This window comes from Roseibium sp. MMSF_3544 (genome assembly GCF_030732845.1).
Taxonomy (GTDB): domain Bacteria; phylum Pseudomonadota; class Alphaproteobacteria; order Rhizobiales; family Stappiaceae; genus Roseibium.
Genome location: NZ_JASHKA010000006.1, coordinates 269,920 through 287,203 on the forward strand (window position 1 = coordinate 269,920; position 17,284 = coordinate 287,203).

Below are 17,284 nucleotides of genomic sequence, written 5' to 3' on the forward strand. Positions count from 1 at the left end.
GGACGCATTCATCCAAGTTTTTGAGCCCTGACGCGGGGCCGTCAATGTTTCACGGAAAGGGGAAGGATTGAGCTTTGCGTGAAGAACTTCTGACCATCGCGACCAGTTCCGGCCCGATGCAGACCTTTGCAAGCGCGCCTGCAGGACGCGGAAACGAGCGGGCGGTGATCCTTTACATGGATGTTTTCGGACTGCGCGAAGAGCTTTACGGTCTGGCGCGCGAGTTCAGCGAACTGGGATACGTGGCAGTTGTCCCGGACCTGTTTCACCGGCTTCCAGTTTCCACATTCCCGCTTCCAGGAAGCGAGAGCGATCCGCTTCCCGCCGATGCCGTCGAGGCGAACCGTGCAACGACACTTGCCAAAACCCTTGCGGACACAAGTGCGCTTATTGACTGTCTGGAACATGGAACGCAAGGCTTCCGGGCTCGCGAATTTGCCGTGATCGGGTATTGCATGGGTGGACGTCATGCCCTGGCGGCAGCCGCCGCCTTTCCGCTAACAGTCAGGGCCGGGCTGTCAGTTCACGGTGGCAAGTTGGTCAAGGACGGAGAGGCATCGCCCCATCTGCTGATCGAAAAACTGCAGGTCCCGTTCCACTTCGCGTTCGCAAAGGAAGACCATACCTGTCCGGAGGCGCACAAAGCCGTATTACGGGAAGCGGCACGAAACGCATCCGCGCGCGTCACCTTTTCCGATCATGATGCGTATCACGGGTGGACGTTTCCCGGCCGCTGGTCGCACGACGCCGACACTTGCGACATGATCCTGCAACAGGCCGCGACATTGTTTGCGTCTGCTTTCGGGACCCGGGCAGAGCTGGCATGAACCGCTCCCAGAGTGCGACACGCTTTGCATTCAGCCTTTGGAGTATGGCTTGCTCAGGCGGCGCACTTCACTGATCAGTTCCTTGGCGAGCGGGGGCATATAGGACGACCGCCGCGTTATCAGACCCGAGACCCGTTCAATGTCGAGCGGATTGTCCGGCACCCGTGTGACCGCCGACAGACGCCTTTCATGGATGCGAAGCTCGGCGACATAGGAAAGCAGATCCGTCGCTTCGACGATCTGGAACAGGCAGGAATTGTCTACACACTCGATGGCCGGCGCCGGCGCCTTGATCCCGCGCTCCCTGAAACCCTTTTCAAATCTTTCCCGGATGACTGTTCCAGGAGGAAGGACCCAGTCGGCTGCAGCGAGATCTTCAATTGTCAGATCCTGCCGGTTCATCAGCGCATGGTCCGCGCGGGCAATGACCGTGACCCTGTTCCAGAGCAAGGGTTCGATATTCACCTTTCCCGCAAACGCATCGGGAATATCGATCGGCGCGAGCACCAGATCCAGATCCCCCTTCAGCATCTGCGCAACAAGCTGTTCCGGCGTTCCGGGGACGATGCGGATTCGGCATTTCGGCCGTTGCGTGTAAAGATTGGCGACGGCCCTCGGCAGAAGCACTTCCTGCCAGGTGCCGCCGGCACCGATCACGATCTCCCCGAGTTCGGCATCCCGAATGGCGTCGATCCGTCGGTAGGTTGCCCGCAGATTGCTGTCGATATCGCGCGCGGCATCCGCAAGCAGATCCGCGAACAGTGTTGGCGTCACGCCGCGTGCCTCGCGTTCGAAAAGGGGTACGCCAAGTTCGTTTTCCATGCGCTGGACCGCCTTGGAAACGGCAGGCTGGTTCATGCCGATCCGCTCGGCGGCGACGGTAATGTTGCCGGCGTCATAGACCGCGAGAAAGAGCTGGATGTTTCGGAGATCCATATATTCCAATTCGGCATGTTAAAAGATAAATTCTTTTTAGGTTGGGCATGTCAGGCTGTCTAGTCTTCTCCTGAGACCGGCTGGCGCGCTGTGGCGCGTTGCGGTGCAAGGGAGGAAAGAATGGCTGACATGAAAAAGTATGTGGGCGCAGCAGTCCTGGCTCTTGCTTTGGCGCTCGGGATGAGCGCTCCGGCGAAAGCGGAATACCCCGAAAAACCTGTCACCTTTGTCTTGCCGAACGGCGCGGGAGGTGCGGCTGACATCAATCTCAGGATCATCCTGAAACACCTGGAAAAGCACGTTCCGACCAAACTGATCGTCAAGAACATCAAAGGCGGGGCGACGGCGACCGGAACCCGGGCAGCCTATGATGCACCAAAGGACGGATACACGCTCCTGTTTTTCCACCAGGCCTTCATGGGAACAGCTGCACAGGGCATTCTCGGGCGCGAGTTTCGCGACATGGTGCCGGTCGCCCGGGCAGGTTCGATCGACATCATGTATGCCGCCGCAAAGGACGCCCCGTTCGACAACCTCCCGGAACTGATCGCCTTTGCAAAGGAAAATCCGGGCGCGGTCAAGGTGGGGGTCTTCTTGCGGGCGCACAGTCACATGGTCGCGCTGAAGGTCATGGATGCACTCGGCGTCGAGTTCAACATGATCAACATTCCCGGTGGCGGCGGTCCGATCCGCGCCGCCCTGGTCGGCCACCAGATCGATCTCGGCATCACCTCCGTTTCAGAAAGCCAGAAGTATTTCGAAAGCGGCGACATCAAGCCGCTGTTTGTGTTCCGGCCCGTCGAGGTGCCCGGTCTGGAAGAGCTTCCGTCTGCCGAGGAGAGCGGCTATCCGAGCATGGCGGATGTCGGCAGCGTGACTAACTATTTCTGGGCCCACAAGGACGTCCCGGAAGAGATCCGTACCTATTGGGCGAACAAGATCGAAAAGGTCATGGCCGATCCCGAACTCCAGGAAGAGCTTGGGCAGCGCATCATCGACCTGCGGTTCGCGCGTGATAACGAACTGCAGAAGGAGGTCGATGCGCAATACGCGAACACGGTTGCGATCGTCGAAAAATTCGATCTTGGAACCGGCTCGAATGAATAGCGGTGCGCAGGCCGGCGCGAAGCGGCGCCGGCCGGGTCCGCAAGGGTGGCTGGGTGTCACCCTCATCATCGCCATGAGCTGGCTGGCAACGGTTGCGGCGCAACTCCCGCCACCGCAATTCGAGCCGGTCGGCGCCCGCCTGTTCGCGCTGGCCATCCCGATTGTGCTCGTGTTTCTCGGCGCGGTGCTGACGGTCCAGGATGTGCTGCTCGGATCTTATGAGCAGCAACAGGACGAGAGCCTTGCATCGGCATCCTCGATTGCCGGTTCGGCCGCGCTTCTGTGTGTCTTGGCCTTCTATGCGTTCCTGGTCTCTCTCGGACTCAGTCCAATCGTCTACATCCTGATTTCCGGGGTCTTTGCAGGGTGCGTCTCCCTGCTCGCGTCCCGTCCGGCAAAGGCCGGTATCGTTGCGCTGGCGACGGTTGCAGGCACGCTTCTGGCTGCTGGAATTGCCTGGAGTTTCACCAATTTCCTTTACGTCGACATTGTGAGTTAACCCATGGCCGGTTTCGACTACGGATTTGTCGGTTTGGGCGCGATGGGGTCGGGCATGGCGGGTGCCATGGCCGACACGGGCCTCCGTATTGCTGGTGTCGACCCGGATCCGGGCGCCCGGTCGAGGGCGGAGAGCTGGGGTGTCACCACGGGAGACGATCTCGCGTGGCTCCTGGAGGACTGTCATTCGGTGGTCATGTCCCTGCCGTCGGAAAGTGCCCTGGACACGGTCTACCGTGAAATCGAGGTGACACCTTCCAAGGGCGATCAACTCGTCGTCGAAACGTCGACGGTCTCGCCCGCTCGCGCCAGGGACCTGGCCGCGATTTCCCGGACATCGGGCCGCCGGCATATTGAAGCCGGTCTGATCGGACTGCCGCAGGATGCGCGTGCGGGCGCGCTCTATCATTTCGTCGGCGGGCAGGATCGAGATGTCGCCGCTGCAGCGGAGTTTCTGAGTCGAACCGGCCGGGCCTACGCCCATCTGGGTGACGTTGGCAGCGCCGCGGTCGCCAAAGTTCTCAACAATGCCATCGGCAACGCGACGATGCTTGCGTATTCCGAAGCCATTGCGGTCGGTGAAATTCTTGGAATGGACCCCGCGGTGTTCGTGACTGCCGTTAAGGTAGCAGACGGGTCGGGCATGTCGAAAGTCTTTGCCCGTCATGCACACTGGGCGACCGGCGGTTCGAAACGCCAGCCTCCGACACCCATCAACCGCAAGGACATGGCCGCTTATGCGGCAATGGCGAGAGAGGCCGGTTCCCTCTCCCCCGTGCTCGGCGCAGCCTCACGGGTCTTGGCGGAGATGAGTGACACGGACGGGCTGGTGCAAACGCATGCCGACCAGGTGCGTGACAGCGCTCGCACGACGGAGCGCTCATGGAACTGAGCAGCGCCCTGATCGACCATCTGGCTGTTTCGCCGCTGCTGTTTTCTATTGCCGGTGTCGCCATTGGCATCGTGTTCGGAGCCATTCCCGGCCTGAACCAGGGCGTCATCATGGCGTTGACGCTGCCGTTGACCTTTCACATGGACAGCTATCTCGCCCAGGTTCTGCTGATAGGCATGTATGTCGGTGGCGTCAGCGGTGCCATGGTGACCGGTGTCACGCTCGGTATCCCCGGATCCCCCGCCGCGATCATGACCACGTTCGACGGATACGCGCTTGCGAAGCGCGGGCAGGCTGCGCGGGCTCTTGGCCTTGGCGTCTCGGCCTCGCTCGTCGGCGGCCTTATCTCCTGGCTCTGCCTCGCTCTGGTTTCCGAACCCATTGCCAGGTTCTCGCTGCGCAATTTCGGCAGTTTCGAATATGCGGCCCTGGTCTTCGGCGGGCTGCTCATCATCGCAACGTGCTCAGGCAAGAACTTCGTCCTCGGACTGACGTCCGGTCTGCTCGGCATGATGTGCGCTCTTGTGGGGCTCGATCTCGTCAGCCAGGTACCCAGGTTCACCTTCGGGTTCGAAACCTTCGACAGCGGTTTCCGGATCGAAGCCGTACTGGTTGGCATCTTCGCGATCGGGCATCTGCTTTACGACATCAGCATGCGCGCCTTGCCGCCACGCCAGATCTCCGTTCGCACGTTTGAAATCTGGCGATCCGTCCTGGCGCTGACCCGGCACTGGTTCAATCTCATCCGGTCCAGCCTCATCGGTGTCTGGATCGGCATCCTGCCCGGCATCGGCGCAAATATCGGCTCCGTGGTGTCTTATTTCGTGGCACGCAATATCGACCGCGATCCGGAGAGCTTCGGAACGGGACGGGAGGAGGGCATTGTCGCTTCCGAGGCGGGCAACAATGCCACGGTCGGCGGCGCGCTTATTCCGATGATTTCCATGGGGATCCCCGGAAGCGGGGCGGACGTCATCCTGATGGCCGCCCTCCTATTCCACAACATCCAGCCCGGCCCGCTGCTGGTTCTCGAACACCCGGACGCCTTTTACGGCATCATCGCAACTTACCTCGTGGCCACCCTTCTGGCCTTCGTTTTTTTGATGTCGCTGGCGGTCTCCCTGTCCAAAGTCGTTGGCGTGCCGCGGTCCATTCTCGTTCCCCTGATCTTCATTCTGGCGATCGCGGGAACCTATTCGCTCAACAATCTGTTTTTCGACGTCTGGGTGATGATCGGCTTCGGCGTGGTCGGGCTCCTGATGCGCCTGTCCCGCCTGCCGTCGGCCCCTTTCATGATCGGGTTCGTCTTGACACCGCTCTTTGAGGAGAAATTCCGCGCCAGCATGATGGAATCCAATGGTTCGCTGATGCCTTACCTGGAACGTCCCCTTGCCTTGGCGATCCTCCTTTTTTCCATCGCATTTGCCGTTGCTCCGGCGGTTTTCGGTCTGATGAACCGTGCTTCCGGGCAACGCGCCACAGACCGTAAGGAGGAAACCGGATGAAAACAGTCCTCGTAACAGGGTCGAGCCGAGGGCTTGGACTGGAGTTTTGTCGTCAGTACAAGGCGGATGGCTGGACCGTTCTGGCAACCTGCCGCACTCCTCAGACATCTGAAAGCCTGCAAACGCTCGGTGTGGAGATTTTCCAACTCGATACGGCTTCCGTCCAGAGTGCACACAGCCTGGCTGCGCGCCTTGCCGGAAGACGGATCGACGTCTTGATCAACAACGCCGGTGTGATGGGTGACAATGCCCGGTCGGCCCTTGATGCCGACCTGGACGATTGGGAGGAGGCTTTCCGGATTAACGCTCTCGGGCCAGCCATAATTACACGCGCATTACTTGAAAATCTGACGCTTTCCGATGCACCGGTCGGCGTGACGATGGGCAGCCAGGCCGGAATTTTCGACATGATGAAAACACCGAAGCTGGCGATCTACAGGTCCACGAAAGCGGCGGCCCACGCGGTCACGATCTCGCTCGCAAGGGCGCTCGAGCAGCACGGTGTTCTTTATTTCTCCCTGCGTCCCGGCAGAACGAAGACCGATATCACAGGCCATACCGGAGACTATGAAGCTGATGATTCCGTTCGACTTATGCGTGGCCTCATTGACCGTGCCGATCCGGCTTGGCGCGGGCTCTTTGTCGACCGTAGTGGTGCGGTTTACAATTACGGCGGGGGCTTTCACGCCTAGCTGCGATCCTTGAGCCATGCGGCTTGGCTGGTTCAATCAGTCTTCTTTTCGGCGAGCTCACCGACGCTCAATCGCCGGTCTGTAGCCGGCCAAAGGGAGTTTTCCATGTCTATGCGATACAAGGGAATTTGGCCTGTTGCGCCGACGCCGTTTCATGACGACGGTGCGATCGACACCGAGGGTATGAAGCGTGTTCTGGACTTCATGATCGACGCGGGAGTCGACGGCTTGTGTATCCTGGCGAACTTCTCCGAACAGTTCGTTCTGACCGATGCTGAGCGCGACCAGCTGACGAGACTGTCGCTCGAGCACGTGGCGCAAAGGGTTCCCGTCATCGTGACGGTGAGCCACTTCGCTAGCCGTATCGCGGTGGAACGGGCGAGGCAGGCGAAATCGCTTGGCGCCGGCATGGTCATGCTGATGCCTCCCTATCATGGCGCCACGCTGCGCGGCGCGCCCGAACAGATATTCGAACAGTTCCGGGCGGTCGGAGAGGTCGGCATTCCGATTATGGTTCAAGATGCGCCGATGGCGGGCAACGACCTTTCCGTGCCGTTGCTGGTCCGCATGGCGCGGGACATCGAGATGGTCAAGCTGTTCAAGATCGAATGCAGTCCGGCAACCGGAAAGCTGCGCGAGCTGATCGCGGCGGGCGGCGATGCCATCGAGGGTCCCTTTGACGGGGAAGAGGGCATCACACTCTTCGCCGATCTCGAGGCAGGGGCGACCGGGACAATGACGTCGGCCACGATCCCCGACAAGATCAAACCAATTCTTGAGCTTCATGCCGCCGGGAGCGCGGAGGCTGCTGCGGATGTCTATCGCCAGGTGCTGCCCTTCATCAATTTCGAGAACCGCCAATGCCAGTGGCGTGCAGCGAAGGCTGCCATGATGGAAGGCGGCATCATTCGCTCTGACTATTGCAGACATCCGATCCAGCCGCTTCATCCGGATATCAGAGCGGGACTAATGACCGTACTGCGTCCGCTCGATCCACTGGTGTTGTGCTGGGCCGATTGAGACCGAAGCTAACAATGGAATGGGTCTGTGCTGATCCGTCACCGAGAGCAATAGCGGTAGAGACATGGATGAACGGGGACAGATCCATGTTGCTGGCGCGGTTGATCACCGGACTGAACATCTTGGCATAGAAGCTCGTATATTCGTTGTTGGACCCCTCTTTGATCAGCCTTTTTCCTCCCAGCGACAAGCGGGCGTTGGCGTCAATCGAAATCTCTTTCGGCTGCTGGTTTACGATACAGTTGGATTATCTTAGCTGAAACTGGTAGCGGAGGACCGTTACCGCCATTACCCGCAACCCATCGGAATTCGGTTTGTGTTAGTTTTGTTCTCTCTTAAGCAATTGATTTGAAAGCATGAGAACTGCACGTCGCTCGTAACGATTGCTCGACTAGCTGTAATGCCCGCGGGCGCGCATCAGGGCATCGGCCTGGTTCTGGGCATTCGACAAGGCCCGATCCACGCTGATCGTGCCTTGCAGCATGTCGTGGATCTCCGTTCCGATAATATTGATCAAATCCGTTATCTCCGGAACCGGCGGGCGCGGCCAGTATTGCAATATGCCGGACCGGGCCATGCCGTCGACGATCGAGATGACGGGCGAAATGCGGCGTACTTCCGGGTCCATGCTGACGCTGAAGCGCGGCGTTACGAGGCTGCCGTTTTCGATATAGAGCTTAATGGTTTCCGGCGAGGTGAAGGACTGCAATGCCGCCCAGGCCGCGCTTACACGGTCGGGAGCGGTGTTGGCGGGAATGGCGAGTGCATATCCCCCGACAGGGGCAATCGGCTTTCCGCCTGGCCCAAACGGGTGCGGCAGAAAATCCGTTACGCCATAGGCGGGCGATTCCTTGTTGAGTTCGAACAGAGGTGCAAGGAGTGTCGCGCAATAGGCCATGGCAACCTCTCCGTCGGCATAAGCGCGGGCGCGTTCGTACCAGGACATCGACAGGATCGACAAGGGTGAAAAATCAAGGAGCTCGCGAAGATACTCCGCAGTCGAGTAGGCTTCTTCCGACTGGAGCATTGGTCGCATGTTTTCGCCTTCAGGCCACTCGGCATCATAGTCATGACCATCATGCGCAAGGTTTAAAAAGGGCTGCCCCATGGCGCCCATGACAAACATGAACGTGTGTCCAAGCGGCGTTCCGCGACCGGCATTCCAGGCGATACCTGATCTGCCGAGCGAACGGTTGTGCATGCGCCGCGCGGCCTCCAGCGTATCGGCGACGGTAAAGGGCACACCAACACCCTCGGCGGCGCAAAGATCCCTGCGCACGCACAATAGCTCGGGCGTCGTCTGCACCGGCAGGCCATATTGAATGCCGCGATACCGGGCCGAGGCGAGCGCAACCTGGTGGAAATCGGACAGCTCTGCGCCGCTTTGTGCGATCAAATCGTCAATCGGCAACAAAACGCCTTTCTCGGCGAGTTCGCCAAACCAGGGAAGGTCGCACGCCACAATGTCGTAGCGCGAGGACTTCTGCTCTGCGTTTGATAGGATTTCCTGTCTCAACCTGTCGATGGACAGAGCGCGGCTGTTGATGCCCACTCCGAAAAGACCTTCGAATTGCCGCTTCAAAACATTCATTGCCATGAAGGTCGGATCCGCATGCACAAGAACGCGCAGTTCATTTTGGAGGTTCAGCTTCGAGACCAGCGGGGTCGGCGGCGGGATCGTGTCGGACTCGCTGTAGGAAGCCCCGAAAAAATAGTCGCTGAAACCGCGTTTGCCGGCCGCACCAATGCCCAGTGTGCTGCCGATGGCGCCGCGTACGCGGCGTGCATACTCCTGCCACTCGGCAATGAGCTTGTCGGATGGATGCAGCGAGAAACTCTTTCCGGTTTTTGTTCTCGGGCGGCGGATCAGAAGGCCGCGTTGCTCGATCGACGCAATTGCCCGGATCGCGGTTCCGTAACCCAGGCCGCTCGCGTTCGCGAGAAAACTTGTGGTCGTGAGTTTTCCCTTGAGGTGGTTGCGGAGCAATGTGGTGATCAGCCGCGTTTCGTCGTAGCCGCGCTTCAGACTGAGAACCTGCTCCGCCTCGGTGCCGAGTGCGTCGATGAAATCGAGAAAAAGGGTGAACTCTTCGGCCGACACGCCGCCTGAGCGCGGCAGATCCGGACTTTCAAAGGGGCCTTCGGGTCGGGCCCTTTTGTTTCCGCGCTGCAGGTTCATGACCTCCCTCAGCGTTTCCGGCATCTCCGGCACGATCCAACCTCTCGTCAGCTTCGCAGAGGTCAGATTAGGTCCATTCTGGACTGTTTTCCAGTTTCGGTATTCAGCCCGGCGAATTTCTTAATCGTGCGATCTTGTCGGCGAGAATACTTCGTCGTCGGTCAGCGTCCTGCAAGAGCTGAGAGCGCCGCTGGCTTCCCTCGAAGAGCCGGCTGCCGGTTTGAAACATGATGACGACAAGAAGCAGAATGCCCAGATACATCTGCACCATGAACGCAGGCGTTACATTGAAGACAAGCCCGGTGTTCAAGAAGTTGACCGTCAGTGTTCCGATGGCCGCACCAATGACACCGCCTTTTCCTCCGAGGATCGAAACACCGCCGATGAAGGCGGCAACCGTTCCTGCAAGCAGAAGATACTGTAGCCCGAGTGCCTGAGCGGTCCCGGACCGAAGGCCGATGATGACGCCTCCCAGACCTGCGCAGAAACCGGAAATCGCGAACACGATAATCATCGGGCGCTTGAGCGATATGCCCGAAGCAAGCGCTTCTTTTCTTGCGCCGCCGATGGCGTAAATCTCGCGGCCGTAGCGGGTGTAGGTCATGAAAAGGCCGACGAGAACAAACATGAAGATCACCAGGATCGAGGCTGGCGAGAAATAAACGAACATTTTCGTTGAGATGAAATCCGGAATGCGGAAATCAGTCAGCATCACCGTTTTTTCTTCCGCGGCGAACAGCGCAACCCCACGCAGGAGCATCAATGTGCCGACGGTTAGCACGATCGCGCGTATCCTGAGATATGCGATGAAATAGCCTTGAATTATGCCGATTGACGTGGATATGGCCAAGGCAATCAGGAGTGCGTTGATCGCGCCGAGGCTGTCCGTAAAACGCACAGTGATGACCGCGGCCAACGCGGCATTGGACCCGATCGACAGGTCAATTTCACCGGCAATGATGCACAGGGTCAGTGCGAGCCCGACAAGTCCGAGCACGGCGAACCGTTCCATGATGGCGAACCCGGTCCGGTGCGTGAAAAACAGCGGCTCGGTGATCGCGAAAAAACTGTAGACGCTGACCGCCAGAAGGATCGCGAAGCTTAGATCGGGGTTCTCGGTGACCCAGTGTTTGAGGCGTTCCATGGCGGGCTCCTATTCCACGGCGCGGCTGCCGCGGCGGACAAGTGCAAAGACGATGATGGAAAAAACAATCATGAGGCCGACCGCAAGCACGCGCGCGCCGGAATTGAAGCCGTTCAACACCATCATGTTGTCGACCGTCGAGATGAAGATTGCTCCAAGAGAGGTTCGGAGCGTGGACCCGTAACCGCCCATGATGGAATTGCCCCCGACCATGACGATGGCAATGACCATGATGGTCATGTCGCCAGAGGATCCGAACTCGGAAGAGAAATAGTTTACATGCGCAGACGAAACCTGGCCGGAAAAGGCAACAGCGACAAACGCGGCGCAAACGCTGGCAATGATGCAGCACTTGATCGCCATGCCGAAGTTCTCATGTCCGGTCGCCCGGCCGGCCGCCCTGTTTGCCCCCACCAGATAAACCTGCCGGCCAAAGGTCGTGTAACGCAGCACAAGCTCAGCAACGACGGCGATGACAATGAAGGCAACGGTGATGTTCGGGATATCGCCGAAAAACGACCCGGTTCCGAGCCATTCGGCGCCATGCGGCCGGCGGTAGCTCACGACAAGATTGTCCGACCACCAGGACCCGATTCCGAAGAACAGCCCTGCTGCGCCGAGCGTGACGACGATCGGATTTCCACCCAGACCGATTAGGGCGCCTTGAGCGGCACCTGCGATCGTCGCGACCAACATGGTGATCATGAAAGCAACGAGAAACGTCGCCAAGAGCCCGAACGTTGTCACTTCCCCGCCGGCGGAACCCCACTGGTTCCAGTCAGCGCCCATCAGCGTGGCGAAACAGATGATCGACAGCGCTGCAATCTCCTTCATCGACAAAAGGAAGAAGTTTCCCGAGAGCGTCACGAAGGTCAGGCCGATTGCCATGATCCCGACGAGCGCGGCGTCGCGAATAATCGTTTTGACGTTAAACCAGGTCAGGAAATCGTCAGTGATAAGTGCACCTGAAATCAGGACGACCAGGAACAGCCCGACCATCACGATGACAACCGGAGAATGGTCCCGCCTGATACGTTTGATGATGTTCAGTCCGGTTGCGGATACGGCGGCCGTGTCGCTCATGATACTTTCTCCGATACCGCAATGCCGGCTTCATGAAAGGGATCGGTGATTTGTTCGAGGATGTTGGCCGAGGTCATGTCGGCAAGATGAAGTTCGCCGATCTGAATACCCCGGTAAAAACTGATGATCCTGTCGGGAAGGTTCGTTATTTCCTGTATGTCGGTCGACGCGACGATGATCGCGGCGCCCTGGTCGGCCAGCTCTCTGAGGATCTGGTAGATCTCCGCCCGCGCGCCAACGTCAACACCGCGCGTCGGTTCATTCACCAGAATGACGCTCGGTGAGATCGAAAGCCATTTGCCCAGAGCCACTTTCTGCTGGTTGCCGCCTGACAAAACGCCCGCCTCTTGAGGCAGTCTTTTGGGGTCGACTGTGAACTTGATGGCGTTTTCAGAGGTCGTCCTGCGCTCCTTCGCGCCATCCAGAATTCCACTTGTCGAAATTGTCTCGAGTGCAGGCGCCGACATGTTTTCCATGATCGGACGGCCGAGAAACAACCCGTCTCGCTTGCGATCTTCCGAGCAGTAGGCAATTCCGCGGCGGATAGCCTCTTTTGCCCTAGCGGGAAGAAACTCCTCGCCGCGGTAAACAAGCTTTCCGCCGCGCGACTTTGTTGCCCCGGCCATCGCACCGAGAATTTCAGAAGTGCCGGACCCAAGCTGACCGGCAAGACCGAGAATTTCTCCTGGGTATATCTGGAAACTGACCGGTTCGAGGATACCGTCCGGCCAGAGCTCCCGGACTTCCAGCGCCGGTTCGTCGCGCGCTATCGGATGGCGCTTCGGATACATGTCGCCAAGCTCGAAGCCAAGCATGAGTTCGACCAGACTGTTCACATCCATATCGGCGGCGGCTCGCGGCTGCTGGCTTTCGCCGTCTCTGAGGACGGTGATCCGGTCGCAGATCTTGAAGATTTCGTCCATTCGGTGACTGACATAGATGACGGATTTTCCGCGCTCCTTCAGCCGTTTCACCATTTCAAGAATGCGGATTGAATCCGTTTCCCCAAGGGCAGCCGTCGGCTCATCGAGGATAAGGACCTGAGGATTGTGTGCGATCAGGCGCGCCACTTCGACCAGATGCTGCTCGCCGACGGACAGGCGATTGGTTGCCCGGAGCGGGTTGATATGTCCCAACCCGACCTCTTCCAGAAAGGGACCTGCCTTGCGGGCGAGATGCCCTTTCGACGCGATGCGTGGAACACCGTCTCCGGCCAGAAAAATATTTTCGGCCACGCTCATGGTAGGAATCAGGCTGAGTTCCTGTTGGGCGATGGCAATTCCGCACTGCTCGGCAGCCGTGGGACTGCTGAAATTTCGGATCTCGTCGTCGTAATGGTATTCGCCCGCAAAGCCGGTATCGAACCCGCCGATTATCTTGACCATCGTGGACTTTCCGGCACCATTTTCGCCGACAAGTCCCATGACTTCGCCTCTGCCAATTTCGAACTTCGCACCTTTGAGCGCCTGGATTGCGCCGTAGTGCCGGCTAATGTTCGTAAGCCAAAGAAGCGGTTGCTCCGCCATGGCCCCTCCCTGACCCAGCCTTAGCAGTGTTTTTATGTGATGAATGGCACCCCTGTCGCAGGGCGCCATTCTGTGTTTTCCGATTAGTTGCCCCAGGCGCCGGAGCAAAGTTCGTCGATGCCGTAAAGCTTGCCATCGTAGCCACGCAACGCAACCGTCTCCATGTTGGTCGCCGTTACGGCCGGGTTTGGCGTGAAGTTGATGTAATTCGCCAACTCACCAGTCGCCAAATACTCTTCAACCATCTTTATGGCGAGTTGTCCTTCGTGGAGAGGCGACTGCAAGGTCGTCCCAAACTGCTTGCCTTCTTCGATGAGCTGTTTGTCTCCGTTGCAAACCGTTCCGACCGCAATGACATCCTCGCCCATATCGTAACCGGCTTCTTCCAATGCCTTGATGCCCCCGGTGAGGATCGCGTCATCCATACCGTAGACGAAGTGAATGCCTTCGTCGCGCAATGCCGCAATGGCCTTGGCCGCGCCCTTGTAGCCGTTCGCCTGACCGAAACCTTCGTCCACATCGCCGATGATGTTCAGGTCGGACCCCGCGATGGCTTCCTTGAAGGCATTGATCGACAAACCATAACCGCCGTAACTGTGCGGATAGCTGAGAACCAGGACGTTAAAACCTTCACCTCCGGCAGCTTTCTTGGCGGCGGCAGCTTCGCGCATCATATAACCGGCATTGCGGGCGCGCAGGCGGTCATCCGGTCCGGCGTAGCCAAAAATGTACTCCTTGTCCTGCTCGTTCGGCAGCTGATTGATTTTCAGAACCGGGACACCTGTCTTCGCCAGCGCCCGCAACGACCCGAGGCCTGCGACTGCGTCCGACGGCCACCAGATGAAAACATCGGGTAGGACACCGGCGGCCAGAACCTGTTGCACCTGCTGATCCTGCTCAGCCTGATTGAACTGGTTCTCGAACACCTTGATGTCATACCCTTTGAGGGCGGCCGTGTCCTTGATACCCTTTATGAATCGGCCGATATACGCTTCACCGGCGGGGCCGTTGAACGACACGATCGACTGCGCCATCGCGGCGGTCGATGCGGCACTCAAGATTCCGACGGTCGCGGCAAATCGGAGCGCTGTCTTCAATACCGTCATTCCTTCCTCCCATAGCATTACCAGACGAGCCTATTTCGTCTTCCGCACCGTTTCAGATCGCACTGGTCTACGCCTATCAAATTTGGTCCAGTCTGGACGAAATTCGTCTGAAATGGATAAAACTCCAGTGTGCTCCCCTTACTCCACACGGCACGGTCACTCCGATCGAAGCTTGACGTGCTCTGGGAGGATCACATCGATGGACACGAAAAGACTCGCCGGGAAAAATATTCTCATCACCGGCGCTGCCCAGGGTATGGGTGCGGCAAATGCCGAGTATTTCGCAATGCAAGGCGCAAATGTTTGTATTGGGGACCTTAATCTCGAAGGTGTCGAAGCTGTCGCGGAGCGGATCAATGCCAGGGGCAATGGCAAGGCCGTCGCGGTGAAAATGGATGTCACCAGGCGCGCGGACAATTCGGCAGCGGTCGCAAGGACGGTCGAGGCATTCGGGTCGATCAACATTGCTCTCCTGAATGCAGGTGTAAACAAACCGCGCATGTTCATGGACATAGACGAAGACAATTGGGACATGATCATGAACATCAATGCAAAGGGTGTTTTGCTCGGCATGCAGGAGGCGGCCCGCCAGATGATCGCCCAAGGCCCGATGGACGATCATCCGTACAAGATCATCCCGGTGGGGTCCATTGTCTCGCGAACCGCATTTCTCGACGTTGTCCCTTACTGTTGTTCGAAATATGCGGTGCTCGCGATGATTATTGGCGGCGCGAAAGCGCTCTGGCAACACAAGATTACCGTCAACGGCTACGCACCTGGTGTTGTCAAGACAGAGCTCTGGGAGCAACTCGACAAGGATCTTGTCGAAATCGGCATGTTCGAAAAAGAAGGGCAGTCGATGGATCACCTCGCCCAGACCATGATCCTGATGAAGAAGCTTTCGACGCCTGATGATGTGAAGGGAACAGCCGCTTTCCTGTGTTCGAATGAATCCGACTACATGACCGGACAGCTGATCATGATCGACGGCGGCATGATCATGCAATAGCGTCAAACCGGCTGTATTTTTCTGGACATCGGGGAACCCGGTATCGGCGCCGCATCAGAATTAAATTTCTATGACTTGGGTGCTGCCGTGCTTCCGCGCAGCACCAGTTCTACCGGCAGTATTGTTTCTGCAACAGCCTGCCGGTCGGACTGGTCAAGAATGTCAAGAAGCCGCTGCGCACAAGTTTGACCCGCCCGAAATTGCCGGATCCGGATGGTCGTCAGTCCTGGAGGGATCAGGTCCAGGAACGGCATATCGTTGAAACCGGTCAGAGACACATCATCCGGACATTGCAGACCACTCTCTTGCAGCGCATTCAGTGCACCGAGCGCCAGACGGTCGTTGGCGCAGATTACCGCCGTAAACGGCTTGCCCTTGTCCAGCAATCGCCTTGCAGATTTCCTGCCTTCCTCCTCTTCGAACTGCTGCGCGACCTCGATCAGGTCGGGATCGGCAGTTAGCCCGTATTCCTTAGTGGTCTGCAGAAACGCCTCATATCGCAAAAGACCCGTGGACAGGTTTTGCGGTCCGGCAATCTTCGCGATCCGTCTGTGCCCCAACTGATAGAGATGATCGACAATCATTCTGATGCCGTCCTCTTCGTCGTTGATGACATACGGTATCTCGTGACCATCGACTTTCCGGTTCAATGTCACGACAGCGAGGCCCTCGTCGGCTGCCCATGAAATCGTGGGGTCATCGCGCAGCACTGCAGCATGAATAATTCCGTCGACGCCACGGTCTCGCAGAACCTGGATTAAGCGTCCCTCGCGCTCTGCAATGTTGTCGGTGTTGACCAGAATTGATGCGTACCCGCGGGGCTCCAGAACATTTTCAATGCCGCGTACGATCGGCGGGAAAATCACGTTGGTGATGTCCGGGATCATGATGCCGATTGACATCGACTTTCGTGTCCGCAACCCGGCCGCAAGGCGATTTGGTCGATAGCCCAGTTCCCGTGCCACATCGCGGACGCGTGTAATTGCATCCGCGGACAGGTTGCTCTGTTTTTCGGGATCGAGCGCGCGCGACACGGTCGAAACATGCACGCCCAGGTGCTTGGCAATGTCTTTTAGGGTTACACGTTTGTTCATAATCACGTCCTGGATTCTCAACAAACATAGTGCGTTACAGGGAGCTAGGCAATCGTTTGCACTTTCCTGTTGACATTTCGAAAAGCGGTCTCGTATTGTTTATGCAATCGTTTGCGGCAATCGTTTGCGTAAATGAAAAATAACAATTTTAGGGAAGTTGGGGAGGCGTGCATGCCAGTCGTTGTCGAAGAGAAGGATTTCACCAAACCGGTTGTCCGACGGAAGGTCCTGAGCGCGGTGAACGACGCTTCGCTCGCAACCAATGTCAACTTCGGCGAGTACGGCGACTTTACCTTCGACGAGCCTTCTGCGCATGGCGGATCTGATCTCGGGCCATCTCCGCTCCAAGGGGTTCTTGGTGCTCTCTGCGGCTGCGAAGCAGTCACCTTTGGGCGCACGGCACGCGATATGGACTTCAGCTACGCCGGTATCCAGTTCGAAGCGGCCTTCACAATCGACATTCGCGGCCGGCAGGGAATGCGTGGCGTCGTTCCGCATTTCCAGTCGGTCAAGGTTGAGGCTCGCGTCACCACGGAAGAGACCGACGACCGGCTCGCCGACGTTGTCGAAGAAACCGAGGCTCGTTGCCCTGTCTACAACCTCATCAAGGACGCGGGCGTCCGCGTCGACATGGTCTGGATCCGCTGCGCGCCGGAGCCGCAGTGA

The 17,284-nt window shown here is 58.3% G+C and carries 16 protein-coding genes; 9 read left to right on the plus strand and 7 right to left on the minus strand.

Annotated elements, in window-relative coordinates; translation table 11 throughout:
* Positions 1–74: 74 nt before the first annotated feature.
* A complete protein-coding gene (locus tag RBB47_RS11400) occupies positions 75–827 on the plus strand; it encodes a dienelactone hydrolase family protein (protein WP_305985919.1) in 753 nt (250 codons plus the stop codon).
* Between the two features lie 30 nt (positions 828–857).
* On the opposite strand, the gene RBB47_RS11405 is transcribed toward RBB47_RS11400, so the two are convergent.
* On the minus strand, positions 858–1,763 hold the full coding sequence (locus RBB47_RS11405; protein ID WP_305985920.1) for a LysR family transcriptional regulator: 906 nt from the start codon (positions 1,761–1,763) through the stop codon (positions 858–860).
* Positions 1,764–1,883: 120 nt separating this feature from the next.
* Between RBB47_RS11405 and RBB47_RS11410 the strand changes: the two genes are divergently transcribed.
* From RBB47_RS11410 to RBB47_RS11435, 6 genes are all read left to right on the plus strand, one after another.
* Positions 1,884–2,870, plus strand: a complete 987-nt coding sequence (locus RBB47_RS11410; RefSeq protein WP_305985921.1) for a tripartite tricarboxylate transporter substrate binding protein — start codon at positions 1,884–1,886, stop codon at positions 2,868–2,870.
* Complete coding sequence (locus RBB47_RS11415) at positions 2,863–3,369, plus strand: hypothetical protein (RefSeq protein WP_305985922.1); 507 nt, start codon at positions 2,863–2,865, stop codon at positions 3,367–3,369. Before RBB47_RS11410 ends, RBB47_RS11415 begins: the two co-directional genes overlap by 8 nt.
* 3 nt (positions 3,370–3,372) lie before the next feature.
* Positions 3,373–4,260, plus strand: a complete 888-nt coding sequence (locus RBB47_RS11420; protein WP_305985923.1) for an NAD(P)-dependent oxidoreductase — start codon at positions 3,373–3,375, stop codon at positions 4,258–4,260.
* Complete coding sequence (locus RBB47_RS11425; protein ID WP_305985924.1) at positions 4,251–5,765, plus strand: tripartite tricarboxylate transporter permease; 1,515 nt, start codon at positions 4,251–4,253, stop codon at positions 5,763–5,765. Before RBB47_RS11420 ends, RBB47_RS11425 begins: the two co-directional genes overlap by 10 nt.
* The gene (locus RBB47_RS11430; protein ID WP_305985925.1) at positions 5,762–6,457 is read left to right on the plus strand and encodes an SDR family NAD(P)-dependent oxidoreductase; all 696 of its coding nucleotides are present in this window, start codon (positions 5,762–5,764) and stop codon (positions 6,455–6,457) included. The genes RBB47_RS11425 and RBB47_RS11430 overlap by 4 nt, the downstream gene beginning before the upstream one ends.
* Positions 6,458–6,562: 105 nt before the next feature.
* Positions 6,563–7,477: a dihydrodipicolinate synthase family protein gene (locus RBB47_RS11435; protein ID WP_305985926.1), complete on the plus strand. Its 915-nt coding sequence runs from the start codon at positions 6,563–6,565 to the stop codon at positions 7,475–7,477.
* Between the two features lie 391 nt (positions 7,478–7,868).
* On the opposite strand, the gene RBB47_RS11440 is transcribed toward RBB47_RS11435, so the two are convergent.
* From RBB47_RS11440 to RBB47_RS11460, 5 genes are all read right to left on the minus strand, one after another.
* A complete protein-coding gene (locus RBB47_RS11440) occupies positions 7,869–9,680 on the minus strand; it encodes an ABC transporter substrate-binding protein (RefSeq protein ID WP_305985952.1) in 1,812 nt (603 codons plus the stop codon).
* Between the two features lie 79 nt (positions 9,681–9,759).
* A complete protein-coding gene (locus RBB47_RS11445) occupies positions 9,760–10,800 on the minus strand; it encodes an ABC transporter permease (RefSeq protein WP_305985927.1) in 1,041 nt (346 codons plus the stop codon).
* Positions 10,801–10,809: 9 nt separating this feature from the next.
* Positions 10,810–11,883 carry an ABC transporter permease gene (locus RBB47_RS11450; RefSeq protein WP_305985928.1) on the minus strand — a complete coding sequence of 358 codons (1,074 nt, stop codon included), beginning with the start codon at positions 11,881–11,883 and terminating at the stop codon, positions 10,810–10,812.
* Positions 11,880–13,409 carry a sugar ABC transporter ATP-binding protein gene (locus RBB47_RS11455; RefSeq protein ID WP_305985929.1) on the minus strand — a complete coding sequence of 510 codons (1,530 nt, stop codon included), beginning with the start codon at positions 13,407–13,409 and terminating at the stop codon, positions 11,880–11,882. The genes RBB47_RS11450 and RBB47_RS11455 overlap by 4 nt, the downstream gene beginning before the upstream one ends.
* Before the next feature lie 83 nt (positions 13,410–13,492).
* On the minus strand, positions 13,493–14,515 hold the full coding sequence (locus RBB47_RS11460; protein WP_305985930.1) for a substrate-binding domain-containing protein: 1,023 nt from the start codon (positions 14,513–14,515) through the stop codon (positions 13,493–13,495).
* A gap of 199 nt (positions 14,516–14,714) precedes the next feature.
* Here RBB47_RS11460 and RBB47_RS11465 point away from each other — a divergent pair, with 199 nt between their 5' ends.
* Positions 14,715–15,524 carry an SDR family NAD(P)-dependent oxidoreductase gene (locus RBB47_RS11465; RefSeq protein ID WP_305985931.1) on the plus strand — a complete coding sequence of 270 codons (810 nt, stop codon included), beginning with the start codon at positions 14,715–14,717 and terminating at the stop codon, positions 15,522–15,524.
* 68 nt (positions 15,525–15,592) lie between these two features.
* Here RBB47_RS11465 and RBB47_RS11470 read toward each other — a convergent pair whose 3' ends face one another.
* Positions 15,593–16,618, minus strand: coding sequence for a LacI family DNA-binding transcriptional regulator (locus RBB47_RS11470; protein WP_305985932.1), 1,026 nt, complete (start codon positions 16,616–16,618; stop codon positions 15,593–15,595).
* Positions 16,619–16,789: 171 nt separating this feature from the next.
* Here RBB47_RS11470 and RBB47_RS11475 point away from each other — a divergent pair, with 171 nt between their 5' ends.
* Complete coding sequence (locus RBB47_RS11475) at positions 16,790–17,284, plus strand: OsmC family protein (RefSeq protein WP_305985933.1); 495 nt, start codon at positions 16,790–16,792, stop codon at positions 17,282–17,284.

Excerpts from the sequence above, each read along its gene's own strand:
- RBB47_RS11405 (WP_305985920.1), bottom strand. The coding sequence starts at position 1,763 with ATGGATCTCCGAAACATCCAGCTCTTTCTCGCGGTCTATGACGCCGGC.
- RBB47_RS11410 (WP_305985921.1), top strand. The coding sequence starts at position 1,884 with ATGGCTGACATGAAAAAGTATGTGGGCGCAGCAGTCCTGGCTCTTGCT.
- RBB47_RS11415 (WP_305985922.1), top strand. The coding sequence starts at position 2,863 with ATGAATAGCGGTGCGCAGGCCGGCGCGAAGCGGCGCCGGCCGGGTCCG.
- RBB47_RS11420 (WP_305985923.1), top strand. The coding sequence starts at position 3,373 with ATGGCCGGTTTCGACTACGGATTTGTCGGTTTGGGCGCGATGGGGTCG.
- RBB47_RS11425 (WP_305985924.1), top strand. The coding sequence starts at position 4,251 with ATGGAACTGAGCAGCGCCCTGATCGACCATCTGGCTGTTTCGCCGCTG.
- RBB47_RS11430 (WP_305985925.1), top strand. The coding sequence starts at position 5,762 with ATGAAAACAGTCCTCGTAACAGGGTCGAGCCGAGGGCTTGGACTGGAG.
- RBB47_RS11435 (WP_305985926.1), top strand. The coding sequence starts at position 6,563 with ATGTCTATGCGATACAAGGGAATTTGGCCTGTTGCGCCGACGCCGTTT.
- RBB47_RS11440 (WP_305985952.1), bottom strand. The coding sequence starts at position 9,680 with ATGCCGGAAACGCTGAGGGAGGTCATGAACCTGCAGCGCGGAAACAAA.
- RBB47_RS11445 (WP_305985927.1), bottom strand. The coding sequence starts at position 10,800 with ATGGAACGCCTCAAACACTGGGTCACCGAGAACCCCGATCTAAGCTTC.
- RBB47_RS11450 (WP_305985928.1), bottom strand. The coding sequence starts at position 11,883 with ATGAGCGACACGGCCGCCGTATCCGCAACCGGACTGAACATCATCAAA.
- RBB47_RS11455 (WP_305985929.1), bottom strand. The coding sequence starts at position 13,409 with ATGGCGGAGCAACCGCTTCTTTGGCTTACGAACATTAGCCGGCACTAC.
- RBB47_RS11460 (WP_305985930.1), bottom strand. The coding sequence starts at position 14,515 with ATGACGGTATTGAAGACAGCGCTCCGATTTGCCGCGACCGTCGGAATC.
- RBB47_RS11465 (WP_305985931.1), top strand. The coding sequence starts at position 14,715 with ATGGACACGAAAAGACTCGCCGGGAAAAATATTCTCATCACCGGCGCT.
- RBB47_RS11470 (WP_305985932.1), bottom strand. The coding sequence starts at position 16,618 with ATGAACAAACGTGTAACCCTAAAAGACATTGCCAAGCACCTGGGCGTG.
- RBB47_RS11475 (WP_305985933.1), top strand. The coding sequence starts at position 16,790 with ATGCCAGTCGTTGTCGAAGAGAAGGATTTCACCAAACCGGTTGTCCGA.